Here is a 16,214-nt window from a genome sequence, read left to right as displayed (position 1 = left end):
GGTCAGTCGATCTGCCGGGCCTCGTCCACCAGCATGATCGGGATGCCGCCCCGGATCGGGTAGGCCAGCCCGGCGGAGCGCGACACCAGCTCCTGCCGCTCGGCGTCGTAGGAGAGGGGGCCGTGGGTGCGGGGACACACCAGCGCCTCCAGCATCCGGCGGTCGTGCTCGGGGGCCTCGCGCGGTTCGGTCACTGCACCACCTCGTCGCCGTTCTCGCGCAGGCCGATCTCCATGAGCGTCACCAGCGTCTCGCGCCGGGTCTCGAGCGTGGGCGCCTCCAGCAGGGCCTGCTTCTCCTCGGGGTCGAAGGGGCAGAGCATGGACAGCGAGTTCACGAGCATCTCCTCCTCGGCGTCGCCCAGCGAGTCCCAGTCGGTGGACAACTCCTGCGACTCGAAGAAGCGGTGCAGGAGGTCCAGGAAGGCCGGGCGGTCGAAGCCCTCGTCGGTCTCGGGGCGGCCCAGGTCGCGCCCGAAGCTGGACCAGTCCACGTCGGCCTTGAGGTAGGGCTCGAACCCGCTCTGCTCCGCGGTCACCCGGTAGCGGGACACGCCCGCCAGCGTGATCATGTAGCGCCCGTCCTCGGTCTCCGAGAACTGCGTGAGGCGCCCCGCGCACCCGATCGACTGCAGCGCGCGCCCGTCGCCCGAGGGCTTGGCGCGCGGCTGCACCATGCCGATCAGGCGGTGCTCCGTGCGCAGCGTGTCCTCGATCATCTGCAGGTAGCGCGGCTCGAAGATGTGCAGCGGCAGCCGCGAGCGGGGCAGCAGCAGCGCCCCGGGAAGTGGGAAGACCGGGATCGTGTCCGGCAGGTCGGCCTGTCTGATCATGGCCCTCACCTAGTGCGCGGGGCGCTCAGGCAAAGATCATCGAAGACAGGCGCCTGCGGCCACGGATCGCCAGCGGGTCCTTGGGGCCGGCGGCGTCGAAGATCGTGAAGAGCTGCGCGCGCGCGGCGCCGTCGTTCCACTCGCGGTCGCGGCGGAACAGCTCCAGCAGCTGCTCCACGGCGCCCTCGGCGTCGCCCGAGGCCTGCAGCGCCAGGGCGAGGTCGTAGCGGGCCTGGTGGTCGGCGGGATCGGCCTCGACGCGGGCCTGGAGCTCGCCCACGGGACCGGCGTTCTGGCCCTGCCGGGCCAGCGCCACCTGGGCGCGCGCGGCCTCCAGCTCGGGGGCCCCGAAGATGGCGTCGGGCGCGGTGCTCAGGAGGCCCTCGGCCCGGTCCACGTCGCCGACCGCGAGGTAGGCGCGGGCCAGCCCGCCGAAGGCGGCGGCGTTCTCCGGGTCCTCGCCCAGCACGGCGGCGAAGGTCTCGGCGGCGTCCGCGGCCTCGCCGTTCGCCAGCATCTCCTCGGCGGCGGCCACGGCCTCGGCCAGCCCGCCGTCCTCCGCGCCGCCGCCCAGGGCGGCGACCTGCGAGACGAGCTGGGCGACCTGCGCCTGGCCCAGCGCGCCGGGAATGGTGTCCACGGGCTGGCCCTGCCACAGGATCAGCAGCGTGGGCAGCGACTGCACCTGGAGCTGCTGAGCCACGGCGGGGTTGGCGTCGACGTCCACCTTGACCAGCTTCACGGCACCCCCGGCGCGCGCCACCTCGCCCTCCAAGAGCGGGGTCATCGCCTTGCAGGGCCCGCACCAGGCGGCCCAGAAGTCGACGATCACGGGCACGGTCCGCGAGGCCTCGACGGCCTCGGTCATGAAGGTCCGGTCGGTGGCGTCCACGACGTGCGCGGACAGCGCGGCGCCGGCGGGCTTCTGTCCGAATTCGAGCATGGCGGCCTCCTCGGGATGGGTCGTGGCTCACTTAGGCGGGGCGGGGGGTGCCCGCAAGCGCGGGGCCTCAGAGGTCGAAGGTGGCGAAGACGGGGGCGTGGTCGGAGGGCTTCTCCCAGCCGCGGGCGCTTCGAAGGACGCGGGAGGAGTGGGCGGCGGAGGCGATGTCGGGGGTGGCCCAGACGTGGTCGAGGCGGCGGCCCTTGTCGGCGGCATCCCAGTCCGCGGCGCGGTAGGACCACCACGAGTAGAGGAGGCCCTCGGGGATGTCCTGCCGGGTGACGTCGACCCACCCGCCGGCGTCCTGCGTCTCGGCGAGGTGCTCGACTTCGACGGGGGTATGGGAGACGACCCGGAGGAGCTGCTTGTGGGACCACACGTCGTCCTCGCGCGGGGCGATGTTGAGGTCGCCCACGAGGATCGCGCGCCGGGGCCGGTCGGCGTGGAAGGCGTCGCGCATGTCGTTGAGATAGCGCAGCTTCTGGTCGAACTTGAGGTTCGCCTCGCGGTCCGGGACGTCGCCCCCGGCGGGCACGTAGAGGTTGTGGATCACGGTGCCGTCGCCCAATCGCCCCGCCACGTGGCGGGCATGGCCGAGGGCCGCGTGGTCGGCGCTGCCGGCGTCCTCCATGGGCAGGCGCGAGAGGATCGCCACGCCGTTGTAGCCCTTCTGCCCGCGCGCCGCCGCCCAGCGGTAGCCGAGCGCCTCGAAGGCGGCGAGGGGCATCTTCTCGACCGGGCTCTTGCACTCCTGCAAGCACAGCACGTCGGGCGCCTCCTCGCGCAGGAGGCGCGTGACGAGGCCCTCGCGCAGGCGGACCGAGTTGATGTTCCAGGTGGCGACGGTGAGGGGCATCGGGGCTCCGGGCAGGGTCGGGGAATCGGCTGGAAGGGGCGTACACCCTGCGTGCACCCCCTGTGCACCCCCCGTGCATACGTCGGGGCGCCGGGAAGGGGCTTCGCCACCATGCCCCCGGCGGGCTTCCGGGGCTTCGCCCGTCCGCGGGCGGATCGGTCCACCGGACCAATCTTCAGATGCCCGCGGACCCCCCCAAGGCATTTCTGGAACGAAGACCCGGAAGGCGCCGGAGGCGTTCGCCCGTGGCGAGGCTGAACGGAGCTCAGGCCGGGAGGAGCCAGCGCAGCTCGCCGGCCTCGCCGGGGGCCAGTTCGATGCCGCGGGCGAGGCAGCCGAGGAACGCGAACTCGCGCTCCTCCAGGGGGCCCGATTCCAAGAGCACGGCCAGCGCGGTCTCGAACAGGCGGCGGCGGCTCGCGTCCGAGAGCGCGCCGCGCATCCAGCGGAACGTGCCGGCGGTGACGGGGCGGTCGCACAGGGCGGAGGCCTCGCCGAGGCGCGTCTCGGCGTCCTTCAGCCCGGCCACCTCGCGGGCGATCTGCGCGGCGCGGGCGAGGCGATGGTCGTCGGGCGCGCGGCCTCGGCGCACGGCGTGGACGAGGAGGTCGAGCATCATGAACCGCTCGCCGCCCTCGGGCGCGAGGATCGCGCGGCGCTCGGCGCGGCGGCGCTCGGCGGCGCGGCGCAGGAGGCTGGCCGCGATGCTGCCGATGACGAGCACGAGCGCGACGACGCTGATCCAGGGCAGGCTCTCGAGCGAGAGGCGCAGGGCGTCGGGAAACACGAAGAACGGCTCGCGCTGGTGGGGCAGGAAGCCGGGGATCTCCTGCGCGCCCGCCTCGTGGGCCGAGAGCAGCACCGCGAGCAGGCCGGCGAAGGACCGGCCCCCGGCGCGCTGCGGGGGCTTCGGGGCGGGCGGCGGGGGCTTGCGGAACGGCAACGGCATGGAGGGATCCGGCTTGGGTTCCGTCCCTCATGGCATCGGAATGGGGCGGGACCGTGGAGCGCGCCGAGCGGCGCGGCGGCACGCCGGGGAAGTGTGGCATCTGGGTTGCGACGACCGTCCCGCCGCCGGCGGGCGGATCGGTCCAGTGGACCGATCCGAGGGAGGAGCGGCCGCCCGCGAGGGCGGCCGATAGCAGGTGGTGGGGTTGGGGGGCGAGGCTTCCGCCGCCAGCGCCCGTGGTGGGCGGAGGCCCCGGCGCGAGGCCGGGGCGTCAGGGTGCAGTCCTCAGGCGTGGATCGCCCCGTCGCCGCAGGCCAGCGCGGCCTCGCGCATCGCTTCCGAGTACGTCGGGTGCGCGTGGCAGGTCCGCGCCACGTCCTCGGCGGCGGCGCCGAATTCCATGGCCACGCAGATCTCGTGGATCAGGTCGCCCGCCATGGGGCCGATCACGTGGCAGCCGAGGATGCGGTCGGTCTCCGCATCGGCGATCATCTTCACGAAGCCGTCGGCCGCGAAGTTGGCCTTGGCGCGGCCGTTGCCCTGGAACGCGAACTTGCCGACCTTGTAGGCGCGGCCCTCCTCCTTGGCGAGCTCCTCGGTGAGGCCCACGGAGGCGACCTCGGGGTGGGTGTAGATCACGCCCGGGATCACCTCGTAGTTCACGTGGCCCGCCTGGCCGGCCAGGATCTCGGCCACGGCCATGCCCTCGTCCTCGGCCTTATGGGCCAGCATCGGGCCGGCGATGGCGTCGCCGATGGCGCGGATGCCCTCCACGGAGGTGAGGTAGTGGTCGTCCACCTCGATCTGGCCGCGCTGGGTGAGCGTGACGCCCAGGGCCTCCAGCCCCAGGCCGTCCGTGTAGGGGCGCCGGCCCGTTGCCACGAGCACGATCTCGGATTCGAGGGTGTGGGCGCTGTCGTCCTTGCGCAGGGTGTAGTGCGTGGTGGCCCCGCCCTCGCCGGTCTCGACCTTGGACACGGCGGCGCCGGTCACGAACTCGAGCCCCTGGCGCTTGAGGATGCGCTGGAAGGTCTTGGCGACCTCGGCGTCCTGGCCGGGGGTGATGCCGTCGAGGTACTCGACCACGGTCACCTTCGTGCCGAGGCGGGCGTAGACCGAGCCCAGCTCCAGCCCGATCACGCCGCCGCCGATCACGGTCATTGTCTCGGGGATCTTCTCCAGCGCCAGCGCGCCGGTGGAGGTGACCACCGTCTTCTCGTCGACGGTGACGTCGGCGCCGGGGACGGGCGCGCTCTCGGAGCCCGAGGCGACCACGATGTGCTTCGCCTCGTGGACCTCGTCGCCCACCTTCACCTTTCCCGCCTCGGGGATCGAGGCCCAGCCCTTGAGCCAGTCGATCTTGTTCTTCTTGAACAGGAACTCGATGCCCTTGGTGTTGCCGGCGATGACCTCGTCTTTGTAGCCGAGCATCTTGGCCCAATCGACCGAGGGGGCGTCGCCCATGAGGCCCATCTTCTCGAAGTTGTGCTGCGCCTCGTGGAGCTGGTGGGAGGCATGCAGCAGGGCCTTCGAGGGGATGCAGCCCACGTTCAGGCAGGTGCCGCCCAGGGTCTCGCGGCCCTCGACGCAGGCGGTCTTGAGCCCGAGCTGCGCCGCGCGGATCGCGCAGACGTAGCCGCCGGGGCCGGAGCCGATGACGATGAGGTCGTATTGGGCCATGGGGTGTCCTTCGTTGCGGAAGCCGGGGGCGCTGCCCCCGGGTTCCGTCGTCGCGGGTGGGAAGCGGTCAGATCAGGGCCGAGATAACCATCAGGAGCGTCGCGGTGAACCCCACCATCCACAGGAGCGAGCGGCCGGGGCGCAGGCCCATGGCGTAGGCCGGCACGTAGAGGATGCGGGCGCCGAGATGCACGAAGGCGAGCACGGCGGTGAAGGCCGTGGCCTCGCCCGAAAGCGTCACCACGGCCACGGCGGCGGTGAAGAGCGCGAGGCTGGCGGCGTGGTTGTCGAAGGCGCGCCCCATGCGCTCGGTGCGCTGCGAGAGCTGGCGCGAGGGCGGGCGGTCGCGGGCGGACATGGTGTAGCCCATGCCGACCTCGCGGTTGGCGGGGATCGCGTAGAGCGCGAACTGCGCCGCGTGGAGCAGCACGGCGAGGGCGAGGGCGAGGAGCTCGGGGGTCATCGGCGGGTCCTCAGGATCATCCAGGTGGTGAGCGCCGAGAGCGCCGCATACCCGAGGGCCAGCCACCACAGGAACGGGTCGGGCCCGCGCCAGGCCTGGATGGCGGCGGCCAGCACGAAGGCGACGGCCACGCGCAGGACCCAGAAGGCGAGGGCGCGGCGGGCGGGCTCGCTCATGCGCGGCGCATGAAGCGGGCCGCGAGCGCGGGGCCGGTGGCGTTCTCGACTTCGAGCCAGGCCTCGGCCTTGGCGCGGTCGTTGACCTCGAAGAGGGCGGTGACGCCGCCGCTGTCGGCGTCGCGCCAGAGCTGCAGGAGGGTGAGGCCCGCGTTCATGCGCTTCTCGGTGTCGGCGTCGAACCCGGCCTTCCAGGCGTCGTAGGCGGGGGGCGTGAGGTGGAGGAGGAGGTTCATGGGGGCGGCTCCGCGCGTGGGGGACGGGGGCACCCTCGCACGGCGGAGCCGCCGGTCGCCAGTGCCGAGGCGGGGGCGGGGAAAGGGCCGAATGCGACATGGGCGCCGGCACGGGGCGGTCGCGGCGGCGCGGAGGCGTGCTAGGCTGCGCGCGACCAACGGAGGAGGACACGATGGCGAAGTCGTCGAAGGACTACGTGGCGGAGGCCAAGGCGTCGGTGGAGACGCTCGACCACGAGGCGCTGCGGCGCAAGGTCGAGGCGGGGGCGCTGGTGGTGGACGTGCGCGACCCCACCGAGGTGGCGGCCTCGGGCCGCATCCCGGGCGCGGCCAACGTCTCGCGCGGCATGCTGGAGTTCCGCGCCGACCCCGACAGCCCCTACCACGACGCGCGGTTCGCCAAGGACCGCGAGGTGGTCGTCTACTGCGCAAGCGGCGGCCGCGCGGCGCTGGCGGCCAAGACGCTGGGCGAGATGGGCTACGAGAAGGTCTGGAGCGGCGGCGGGTTCAAGGAGTGGCAGGAGGCCGGGGGGGAAGTGGAGGAGGCGGAGGAGTAGGGCGCGCCTCAATGGGTTTGGCGACGCCGCGCTGGGCGTCGTAGCGCTCTATTCCAACGTAAGGCTAGGCATCACGTGCTATCGCCATCGGCAAAAAATTCCGCCTCAGGTGCCGTATAAAAGAGTAAGTCTCAATCGCCTATGAATCTTCGCTCTCTAGCATTTCGGCAAGCATATGTAGCCGCCTGAATTGCCTTCTGGCAGTTCTGCGGATACCAATGAAGGTAGTAATCGCAAACACTATTCCTGGAAAAGCGTAAATGGGACTGCTTTCCGAAACTGCTCTTTCCAGCGTCCATGCGACTAGAAGTACGGGAACTAACCAAGACAGAGACGTCAAGGTTTCTATTCGAGTGACTAGTCTAGAGACAACTGCCGTCTGGAATGCTCCACTATCTGACTTGTGGCTTTTGAATAGTTTGCCCTCAACGCGCATATCGTAATCGATGAGGGACCAGCCGCCATCGAGGAGGAGATCTCCAAGAACGTATGCAAAGAATATCCACGGCAACAGCAAAAGCGAGGCTTCATCACTATTGGTAAAGAGCCGCGCCACTTTCTGCGCATCTAAATCATTCCCGGTTACGACGGCAACGACTTCGAGTCCTTGGAAAGCTACGTAAAAGCTGAACGCCCCGATCCCGACTGCGGAGAAAGTCCTTGGCATGAACTAGGTAAAGGGTTCATTCCTTAACTCAGCCAACTACTTTCTACCGCAATCAGTCCCACTTGTCTGCTACAAATCCATCAGCAGCCGCCGCGGGTCCTCCAGCGCCTCCTTCACCCGCACGAGGAACGTGACCGCCCCCTTCCCGTCCACGATGCGGTGGTCGTAGCTCAGCGCCAGGTACATCATCGGGCGGATGACGATCTCGCCGCCCACCACCACGGGGCGGTCCTGGATCTTGTGCATGCCCAGGATGCCGGACTGGGGCGGGTTGAGGATGGGCGAGCTCATCAGCGAGCCGTAGACGCCGCCGTTCGAGATCGTGAACGTGCCGCCCTGCATGTCGGCCATCGACAGCTTGCCGTCGCGCGCCGCGGCGCCCTTCTCGGCGATGGCCTTCTCGATCTGCGCGAAGCTCATGGCGTCGGCGTCGTGGATCACGGGGACCACGAGGCCCGTGGGCGTGCCCGCGGCGATGCCCATGTGCACGTAGCGCTTGTAGACCACGTCCGTCCCGTCGATCTCGGCGTTGACCTCGGGCACCTCGCCGAGCGCGTGGATGCAGGCCTTGGTGAAGAAGCTCATGAAGCCGAGCTTCACGCCGTGCTTCTTGAGGAACAGGTCCTTGTACTCCGAGCGCAGCGCCATGATCGCCGACATGTCCACCTCGTTGTAGGTGGTCAGCATCGCGGCGGTGTTCTGCGCGTCCTTGAGGCGCCGGGCGATGGTCTGGCGCAGGCGCGTCATGCGCACCCGCTCCTCGCGGCCCTCGTCGGCGGCGGGGGTGGGGGCGCGGGATTCGGCCTTCGCGGGCGCGGGGGCCTTCGAGGGCGCCTCGGCGCGCTGGGCGTCCTGCTTCATGATGCGGCCGTCCTTGCCGGTGCCCTGCACCTGGGCGGGGTCGAGCCCCTTCTCGGCCATGATCTTCTTGGCCGACGGCGCGTGCTCGATGTCCGCGGACTGCGCCACGGCCTTCGCCGCGGGGCGCGGCTCGGGGTCGACGAGCTTCGGCTCGTGCACGTCCGCGCCGCTGCCCGCGGTCATGCGCGCGAGCGTGCCGCCCGCCTGCACCACCTCGCCCTCGGCCACGAGGATCTCGCTTAAGGTTCCAGCCGCGGGGGCGGGCACCTCGACCGAGACCTTGTCGGTCTCCAGCTCGCAGAGCATCTCGTCCTGCGCGACCGCGTCGCCGGGCTTCTTGAACCACGAGGCGACCGTGGCCTCGGAGACGCTCTCGCCCAGGGCGGGCACCACGACGTCGATGGACTGGCCGCCGCCGCCGCCGCCGGACGCGCCCTCGTCCGACTTCGCGCTCACCGCGCCGCCCGCGTCGCTGGTGCCCTCCTCGGAGCCGGGCTTGGCCACGGCCGCCGGAGCGGAGGCGTAGGAGGCGTCGGCGCCCGCGCCCTCCTGGATGGTGGCGAGCAGGGCGTCGACGCCCACGGTCTCGCCCTCCTGGGCCACGATCTCGCCGAGCGTGCCGGTGGTGGGGCTGGGCACCTCCACCGTGACCTTGTCGGTCTCCAGCTCGCACAGCATCTCGTCGGTGGCGACGGGGTCGCCGGGCTTCTTGAACCAGGTGGCCACGGTGGCCTCGGTCACGGATTCGCCCAGCGTGGGGACCTTCACTTCGATCATTCGATCACTCCATGCTCAGCGCTTCGGTGACGAGCGCCTCTTGTTGTGCCTTGTGCTGCGACGCGAGGCCCGTGGCCGGCGAGGCGGATGCGGTGCGGCCCACGTAGCGGGGCCGCGTGTGGGCGGCGCCGATGCGGGTCAGCACCCATTCGAGGTTCGGCTCCACGAAGGTCCAGCCGCCCTGGTTCTTGGGCTCTTCCTGGCACCAGACCATCTCGGCGTCCTTGAAGCGCTCCAGCTCCTTGACCATCGCCAGCGCCGGGAACGGGTAGAACTGCTCGAGGCGCAGGAGGTACACGTCGTCCGCCCCGGCGGCATCCCGCGCTTCCAGCAGGTCGTAGTAGACCTTGCCCGAGCACAGCACCACGCGGCGGATCTCGGCGTCCGGCTTCAGCTGCAGCTCGGAGTTGCCGTGCTGGGCGTCGTCCCACAGCACCCGGTGGAATGTGGAGCCGGACTGGAACTCCTCGGCGCGGCTGACGGCCATCTTGTGGCGCAAGAGCGACTTGGGCGTCATCAGCACCAGCGGCTTGCGGAAGGTGCGGTGGAGCTGGCGGCGCAGGATGTGGAAGTAGTTGGCCGGCGTGGTGCAGTTGGCCACGATCCAGTTGTCGCCGCCGCACATCTGCAGGAACCGCTCCAGCCGCGCCGAGGAGTGCTCGGGGCCCTGGCCCTCGTAGCCGTGGGGCAGGAGGCACACGAGGCCGGACATGCGCAGCCACTTCGACTCGCCGGACGAGATGAACTGGTCGAACATGATCTGGGCGCCGTTGGCGAAGTCGCCGAACTGCGCCTCCCACATGGTCAGGGCGTTGGGCTCGGCCAGCGAATAGCCGTACTCGAAGCCGAGCACCGCGTACTCCGACAGCGCCGAGTCGATCACCTCGAACGGGGCCTGCCCCTCGCGGATGTGGTTGAGCGGATAGTGCCGCTCCTCGGAGGTCTGGTCGATCAGGCCCGAGTGCCGCTGCGAGAAGGTGCCCCGCGTCGAGTCCTGCCCCGACAGGCGCACCTTGTAGCCCTCGGTCAGGAGCGAGCCGAAGGCCAGCGCCTCGCCGGTGGCCCAGTCGAAGCCCTCGCCGCCCTCGAACATGGCGCGGCGGCTCTCCATCAGGCGGCCCACGGTCTTGTGGAGCGGGAAGCCCTCGGGAACGCGGGTGATCGCCTCGCCCACCTCGCGGAAGGTCGCCTCGGAGATGCCGGTCTCGCCGCGCACGTATTCGGACTCGTCGCGCCGGTCGATGTGCTTCCAGCGCCCGTCGAGCCAGTCGGCCTTGTTGGGGCGGTAGTCGCGGCCGGCCTCGAACTCGTCCGCCAGCCGCTTCTGGAAGGCGGCCTGCATCGCCTCGACCTCGCCCTCGGGGATCAGCCCGTCGCGCGCGAGGCGCTCGGAGTAGAGCGAGAGCGTCGTCTTGTGGCCCTTGATGCGCTTGTACATCAGGGGGTTGGTGAACATGGGCTCGTCGCCCTCGTTGTGACCGAAGCGGCGGTAGCAGAAGATGTCGACCACGACGTCCTTGCCGAACTTCTGCCGGAACTCGATCGCCACGCGGGCGGCGTGGACCACGGCTTCGGGGTCGTCGCCGTTGACGTGGAAGATGGGCGCCTCGACCACCAGCGCGTTGTCGGTAGGGTAGGGGCTGGAGCGCGAGAAGTGCGGCGCGGTGGTGAAGCCGATCTGGTTGTTCACCACGAGGTGGATGGTGCCGCCGGTGCGGTGGCCGCGCACGCCCGAGAGCGCGAAGCACTCGGCCACCACGCCCTGACCCGCGAAGGCGGCATCCCCGTGGAGGAGCACGCCCGTCACCTTGCGGCGCTCGGTGTCGCCGAGCTGGTCCTGCTTGGCGCGCACCTTGCCGAGCACCACGGGGTTCACGGCCTCGAGGTGGCTGGGGTTCGCGGTCAGCGACAGGTGCACGACGTTGCCATCGAACTCCCGGTCGCTGGAGGCGCCGAGGTGGTACTTCACGTCGCCCGACCCGTCGACCTCCTCGGGCTTGAAGCTGCCGCCTTGGAACTCGTTGAAGATGGCGCGGTAGGGCTTGCCCATCACGTTGGCGAGCACCGAGAGGCGTCCGCGGTGGGGCATGCCGATCACGATGTCGCGCAGACCGAGCTGGCCGCCGCGCTTGATGATCTGCTCCATCGCCGGGATCAGGGCCTCGCCGCCGTCGAGGCCGAAGCGCTTGGTGCCCATGTACTTGACGTGCAGGTACTTCTCGAAGCCCTCGGCCTCGACCAGCTTGTTGAGGATCGCCTTGCGCCCCGCCTGGGTGAACTCGATCTCCTTGCCCAGGCCCTCGATCCGCTCCTTGAGCCAGGCGGACTGCTCTGGGTCGGAGATGTGCATGTACTGCAGCGCGAAGGTGCCGCAGTAGGTGCGGCGCAGGATCGACACGATCTGGCGGAGCGTCGCGACCTCCAGACCCAGCACCTGGTCGATGAAGATCGGCCGCTCCATGTCGGCCTCCTCGAAGCCGTAGGAGCGGGGGTCGAGCTCGGGATGGGGCACCTCGGCGCGCATGCCCAGGGGGTCGAGGTCGGCGGCGAGGTGGCCGCGGATGCGGTAGGCGCGGATCAGCATCAGCGCGCGGATCGAGTCGAGCACGGCGCGGCGCACCTGCTCGTCGGTGATGGACGCGCCCTGCTCGGCGGCCTTGGCCCGGATCTTGTCTCCGGCGGCCTTCGTCTCCTTGGCGGGGGCCTCGGGCCACTCGCCGGTCAGCGCCGCCGTGAGGTCGTCGGAGGGCTGCGGCGGCCAGTCGGCGCGGGCCCAGGAGGGGCCGGTGGCGCCCGACGACTCGCCGTCCATGGAGCGGAAGAACGCGGCCCAGGCCTCGTCCACCGCGCCGGGGTCTGCACTGTAGCGCGCGTAGAGCTGCTCCAGGTAGGCCGCGTTGTGCCCCTGCATGAAGGAGGTGGAGCGGAACGCGTCGTTGGGATTCTGTCCGGTCATCGGATCGCCTCCTGGGCGGGACGGCCCTCGCCTCGGGGGCGGGGCGGGGCTATGAGGGCGGCGTGAACCACCTGTTCCTGATCGGCGCGCCGAAGGGCGGCACCACCTCGCTGGCAGCAGCATTGGAGCGGCACGTGGCGGTCTCGGTGGCGCGGGGCAAGGAGCCGCGGCACTTCACCGACTTCGCCGAGCGGCGCTGGGCCGGGCCGGGCGCGCGCGCGTTCCGCGCCGACATCGTCGCCGGGCGCGCGGCGTGGGAGGCGCTGTTCGAGCCGGGCGCGGCGTGGCGCGTGGACGCCTCCACCGACATGCTCCACAACGCCGCCGCGCCGGAGCGGGTGGCGCGCTTCGCCGAAGAGCAGCCGGGCTGCACGGTCGTCGCCGCCGTGCTGCGCGACCCCGTGGAGCGGGCCGTGAGCGAGTACCGCCACACCCTGCGCGACGGGTTGGAGCGCGAGACGCTCGCCCACGCGCTCGATCTCGAGGCCGAGCGCCGCGCGGCGGGCTGGCAGCCCCTGTTCCGTCACGCCGAGCGATCCCGCTACGCCGAGGCGCTGGCGCGCTGGCGTGCTGTGGGGGAGGTGCTGGTGTTGGACTACCACCGGCTCGACGAGGCCCGCGGCGCCCTGTTCGCGGCGATGGGGCTGGAGCCGCCCGAGGGCGCCGCGCTGCCCCACGCGAACCGGGGCCGGGTGCCGCGCGTGGGCGCCCTGAACCGCCTCCTGCGCGCCGCGCCCCTGCGCCGGGCCGTGCGCCGCGTGGTGCCGGCCGGTCCCCGCGGCGCCGTGCGGCGCCTCCTGGAGAGCGCCACCACCGGCGCGTGGCAGCCCGCGCCCGCGGACCTCGCCCGCCTGCGCGCCCTGCTGGCCGACGACATCGCCCGGTGCGCCCGCGACGGGGACGTGCCCACGGCGCACTGGCACCTCGCGCGGGGCGGCTAGGGCGCTCATGCCGCTCCCCGCGGCCGGCGGGTCGGCGCGGCGAGGCCGAGGATCAGCAAGAGGCTCGCCCCCGCGGCCATGGCCAGCAGCCCGACGTCCACGGCCACCACCACCAGCGCGTCCACGAGGAAGGTGGCCACGAAGGCCCAGCAGAAAAGCACGACCACGACGGCCGTGGACACGAAGGCGTCCGTGGAGAGCGCCGCGAACAGCGCGCGGGTCAGCACGAGGTCGTAGAACTCGGCCACGCGCGCCAGCCACGCGAGCCACAGGGCCGCGGGCGCCACCACGAGGGGGACGCCGATGGCCCTAGCGAGGCCCGCGTCGCGCAGGCGCCGCACCGAGGCGATCCCGAGCGGCACGAGGGCGAGGGCCAGCACCAAGAGCCCCGCCGCCCCGAGCTGATCCGCCAGCCCCGCGAGGATGCGCCCCAGCGCCTCGGGCGCGGTCTCGGCCCCGGCGGTGGGGGCGGGCGTCGGCGGCGGCTCCGACAGTGCGGCGACGACCGCGACCCAGAGGGCGAGCAGCGCCAAGGGGGGCGCCACGGCGCGCAGGAAGTCGCGCCGCGCGAGCGGGCCGCGCCCGGCGTAGGCCCGCCGCACTCGCCCGGCCATGGCGCGAACCCGGCTCATCCCTTCGCGATCGCCTCCTGCACGGCCTCGCCCAGGGTGGCGGGGCTGTCGGCGACCACGATGCCGGCGGCCTTCATGGCCTCGATCTTGGACTCCGCGTCGCCCTTGCCGCCCGCCACGATGGCGCCGGCGTGGCCCATGCGGCGGCCCGGGGGGGCGGTGCGCCCGGCGATGAAGCCGGCCGTCGGCTTCCAGCGGCCCCGCTTGCGCTCGTCGGCCAGGAACTGGGCGGCCTCCTCCTCGGCGGTGCCGCCGATCTCGCCGATCATGATCATCGACCGGGTCTCGTCGTCGGCCAGGAACATCTCGAGGACGTCGATGTGCTCGGTGCCCTTGATGGGATCGCCGCCGATGCCCACGGCCGTGGACTGGCCCAGCCCGAGGTCGGCGGTCTGCTTGACGGCCTCGTAGGTCAGCGTGCCCGAGCGCGACACCACGCCCACCGAGCCGCGCTTGTGGATGTGGCCGGGCATGATGCCGATCTTGCAGGCGTCGGGCGTGATGACGCCCGGGCAGTTCGGCCCGATCAGCCGCGTCTTCGAGCCGTCGAGGGCGCGCTTCACCTTCATCATGTCGAGCACCGGGATGCCTTCCGTGATGCAGACCACCAGCGGGATCTCGGCGTCGATGGCCTCCAGGATGGAGTCGGCCGCGAAGGGGGGCGGCACGTAGATCACGGAGGCGTTGGCGCCGGTGCGCTCCACGGCCTCGTGGCAGCTGTCGAAGACCGGCAGGTCGAGGTGGGTCTGGCCACCCTTTCCGGGCGTCACGCCGCCGACCATCTTGGTGCCGTAGGCGATGGCCTGCTCGGAGTGGAAGGTGCCCTGCGAGCCGGTGAGGCCCTGGCAGATGACCTTGGTGTTCTCGTCGACGAGGATTGCCATGCGCGGTCCTTCAGTTGCGCGGAGCGAGACGCTCCACCTGCATGTATGTCTCGGTGCCGTCGGGGCCGGGGCGGGTGCCCACGTGGACCACGGCGACGCGCGAGGGGTTGAGGTAGCGGGCGGCGAGCAGCGCGGTGCCGTCCGCCGCCGCGTGGGTGCGGGGGAGGGGAGCCTCGTCCCGGATGCCCTCGGCCAGGAGGCCCGCCACGGCGGCCTCCACGGCGGCATCCGCGTGGTCGCCGTCGAAGGCGACCTCGCAGCGGCGGTCGGTGCCGGGCGTGGGCGCGCGGCCCCCGGTGGTCGAGGGAGGGGCGTCCGAGAACGGGCGGCTGTCGTAGAAGTCCACCCGCGCGCCGGTGGGGGCGAGCAGGGCCTCGGCCCGCTCGGCGGTCATGAGGGGCGAGAAGCAGTTCTCCGCGAAGGCCGTCATGGCCTCCTCCGGGCCGGCGAGGGCCGGGGGGGCGAGGAGGGACAGTGCCGTCGCGAGCACGAGCTTCCTGCCCTTCGCTTGCGCGTCCGCGCCGCTCCGGGGCTTCGCCCGTTCGGGGCTCGATCGATCCACTGGATCGATCGCCGGCTTTGCCGGGCCGCCCCTCACCCTTTGACCGCCTTCACGATCTTCTGCGCGCCGTCCTTCAGGTCGTCGGCGGCGATCACGTCGAGGCCGGAGCCGTTGATGATGTCCTTGCCCTTCTGGACGTTGGTGCCCTCGAGGCGGACCACCAGCGGCACCTTCAGGCCGACTTCCTTCACGGCCGCGACCACGCCCTCGGCGATCACGTCGCAGCGCATGATGCCGCCGAAGATGTTGACGAGGATGCCCTTCACGTTCGGGTCCGAGGTGATGATCTTGAACGCCTCGGTCACCTTCTCCTTCGTGGCGCCGCCGCCCACGTCGAGGAAGTTCGCGGGCTCGGCGCCATAGAGCTTGATGATGTCCATGGTCGCCATGGCGAGGCCGGCGCCGTTGACCATGCAGCCGATCTCTCCGTCCAGGGCGATGTAGTTGAGGTCGTGCTTCGAGGCCGCCAGCTCCTTGGGGTCCTCCTCGGTCTCGTCGCGCAGCTCGGCGATGTCCTTGTGGCGGTAGATGGCGTTGCCGTCGAAGCCGACCTTGGCATCGAGCACCTTGAGGTCGCCCGCGTCGGTCACGATCAGCGGGTTGATCTCCAGCATCTCCATGTCCTTCTCGGTGAAGGCCCGGTAGAGCTGCCCCATCAGCTTCACGCACTGCTTGACCTGCTGGCCCTCGAGCCCGAGGGCGAAGGCGACGCGGCGGCCGTGCCAGGGCTGGAAGCCGGTGGCGGGATCGACCGAGAAGCTGACGATCTTCTCGGGGGTGGAGGCGGCGACCTCCTCGATGTCCATCCCGCCCTCGGTGGAGCAGACGAAGCCGATACGGCTGGTCTGACGGTCCACGAGAAGGGCCAGGTACAGCTCGCACGCGATGTCCGAGCCATCCTCGATGTAGATGCGGTTGACCTGCTTGCCCGCGGGGCCGGTCTGGTGCGTGACGAGGGTGTTGCCCAGCATCCGCCGCGCCTCCTCGGCGGCCTCCTCCACGGACTTGGCCAGGCGCACGCCGCCCTTCTCGCCCGCATCGGTCTCCTTGAACGAGCCCTTGCCCCGGCCGCCCGCGTGGATCTGCGCCTTGACCACCCAGAGAGGTCCGTCGAGCTGCGCGGCGGCGGTCTTGGCGTCGGCGGCCTTGGTCACGGCCACGCCCTCGCTCACGGGGGCGCCGAAGTCGCGCAGGAGCGCCTTGGCCTGGTACTCGTGGATGTTCATGCGTGCGTCCCCGCTG

Annotated in this window: 17 protein-coding genes; 2 read left to right on the top strand and 15 right to left on the bottom strand. The window is 71.2% G+C overall.

Annotated elements, in window-relative coordinates:
* Positions 1-2 precede the first annotated feature (2 nt).
* The 9 genes from K3554_RS01355 to K3554_RS01315 form a co-directional block, all read right to left on the bottom strand.
* A complete protein-coding gene (locus tag K3554_RS01355; protein WP_259945729.1) occupies positions 3-155 on the bottom strand; it encodes a Trm112 family protein in 153 nt (50 codons plus the stop codon).
* A 35-nt stretch (positions 156-190) separates the two neighbouring features.
* Positions 191-832 (bottom strand): LON peptidase substrate-binding domain-containing protein, encoded by a 642-nt coding sequence (locus tag K3554_RS01350; RefSeq protein ID WP_259942621.1) that lies wholly within the window; start codon positions 830-832, stop codon positions 191-193.
* 25 nt (positions 833-857) lie between these two features.
* Entirely contained in the window at positions 858-1,775 is a 918-nt protein-coding gene (locus tag K3554_RS01345; RefSeq protein WP_259942618.1) for a tetratricopeptide repeat protein, read from the bottom strand.
* Positions 1,776-1,842: 67 nt separating this feature from the next.
* Positions 1,843-2,631 (bottom strand): exodeoxyribonuclease III, encoded by a 789-nt coding sequence (locus K3554_RS01340; RefSeq protein ID WP_259942616.1) that lies wholly within the window; start codon positions 2,629-2,631, stop codon positions 1,843-1,845.
* A 265-nt stretch (positions 2,632-2,896) separates the two neighbouring features.
* Positions 2,897-3,580 carry a hypothetical protein gene (locus K3554_RS01335; RefSeq protein WP_259942613.1) on the bottom strand — a complete coding sequence of 228 codons (684 nt, stop codon included), beginning with the start codon at positions 3,578-3,580 and terminating at the stop codon, positions 2,897-2,899.
* A gap of 285 nt (positions 3,581-3,865) precedes the next feature.
* Positions 3,866-5,260, bottom strand: coding sequence for a dihydrolipoyl dehydrogenase (gene lpdA / locus K3554_RS01330; protein ID WP_259942610.1), 1,395 nt, complete (start codon positions 5,258-5,260; stop codon positions 3,866-3,868).
* A 67-nt stretch (positions 5,261-5,327) separates the two neighbouring features.
* The gene (locus K3554_RS01325; RefSeq protein WP_259942609.1) at positions 5,328-5,723 is read right to left on the bottom strand and encodes an MAPEG family protein; all 396 of its coding nucleotides are present in this window, start codon (positions 5,721-5,723) and stop codon (positions 5,328-5,330) included.
* A complete protein-coding gene (locus K3554_RS01320) occupies positions 5,720-5,899 on the bottom strand; it encodes a hypothetical protein (protein WP_259942608.1) in 180 nt (59 codons plus the stop codon). Before K3554_RS01320 ends, K3554_RS01325 begins: the two co-directional genes overlap by 4 nt.
* Positions 5,896-6,135 carry a DUF3303 family protein gene (locus tag K3554_RS01315; RefSeq protein WP_259942607.1) on the bottom strand — a complete coding sequence of 80 codons (240 nt, stop codon included), beginning with the start codon at positions 6,133-6,135 and terminating at the stop codon, positions 5,896-5,898. Before K3554_RS01315 ends, K3554_RS01320 begins: the two co-directional genes overlap by 4 nt.
* A gap of 173 nt (positions 6,136-6,308) precedes the next feature.
* Between K3554_RS01315 and K3554_RS01310 the strand changes: the two genes are divergently transcribed.
* Positions 6,309-6,692, top strand: a complete 384-nt coding sequence (locus K3554_RS01310; protein ID WP_259942606.1) for a rhodanese-like domain-containing protein — start codon at positions 6,309-6,311, stop codon at positions 6,690-6,692.
* 736 nt (positions 6,693-7,428) lie between these two features.
* On the opposite strand, the gene odhB is transcribed toward K3554_RS01310, so the two are convergent.
* Positions 7,429-8,997, bottom strand: a complete 1,569-nt coding sequence (gene odhB / locus K3554_RS01305; protein ID WP_259942605.1) for a 2-oxoglutarate dehydrogenase complex dihydrolipoyllysine-residue succinyltransferase — start codon at positions 8,995-8,997, stop codon at positions 7,429-7,431.
* 4 nt (positions 8,998-9,001) lie between these two features.
* Positions 9,002-11,953 carry a 2-oxoglutarate dehydrogenase E1 component gene (locus K3554_RS01300; RefSeq protein ID WP_259942603.1) on the bottom strand — a complete coding sequence of 984 codons (2,952 nt, stop codon included), beginning with the start codon at positions 11,951-11,953 and terminating at the stop codon, positions 9,002-9,004.
* A gap of 62 nt (positions 11,954-12,015) precedes the next feature.
* Here K3554_RS01300 and K3554_RS01295 point away from each other — a divergent pair, with 62 nt between their 5' ends.
* A complete protein-coding gene (locus K3554_RS01295) occupies positions 12,016-12,894 on the top strand; it encodes a hypothetical protein (RefSeq protein ID WP_259942601.1) in 879 nt (292 codons plus the stop codon).
* Positions 12,895-12,899: 5 nt separating this feature from the next.
* Here K3554_RS01295 and K3554_RS01290 read toward each other — a convergent pair whose 3' ends face one another.
* The 4 genes from K3554_RS01290 to sucC all read right to left on the bottom strand — a co-directional run bounded on the left by K3554_RS01290 (position 12,900) and on the right by sucC (position 16,198).
* Positions 12,900-13,508 (bottom strand): hypothetical protein, encoded by a 609-nt coding sequence (locus K3554_RS01290; protein ID WP_259942600.1) that lies wholly within the window; start codon positions 13,506-13,508, stop codon positions 12,900-12,902.
* Positions 13,509-13,522: 14 nt separating this feature from the next.
* The gene (gene sucD / locus K3554_RS01285) at positions 13,523-14,410 is read right to left on the bottom strand and encodes a succinate--CoA ligase subunit alpha (protein ID WP_259942598.1); all 888 of its coding nucleotides are present in this window, start codon (positions 14,408-14,410) and stop codon (positions 13,523-13,525) included.
* Between the two features lie 10 nt (positions 14,411-14,420).
* Positions 14,421-14,840: a succinyl-CoA synthetase subunit beta gene (locus K3554_RS01280; RefSeq protein WP_259942595.1), complete on the bottom strand. Its 420-nt coding sequence runs from the start codon at positions 14,838-14,840 to the stop codon at positions 14,421-14,423.
* A gap of 164 nt (positions 14,841-15,004) precedes the next feature.
* Positions 15,005-16,198, bottom strand: a complete 1,194-nt coding sequence (gene sucC, locus K3554_RS01275) for an ADP-forming succinate--CoA ligase subunit beta (protein ID WP_259942593.1) — start codon at positions 16,196-16,198, stop codon at positions 15,005-15,007.
* Positions 16,199-16,214: the final 16 nt, after the last annotated feature.

Origin of the sequence: Jannaschia sp. W003 (assembly GCF_025144335.1) — a bacterium.
In the GTDB taxonomy this organism is placed as follows: domain Bacteria; phylum Pseudomonadota; class Alphaproteobacteria; order Rhodobacterales; family Rhodobacteraceae; genus Jannaschia.
Note: the sequence above shows the minus strand (reverse complement) of the source record. Positions and strands in the feature narration are given on the sequence as shown.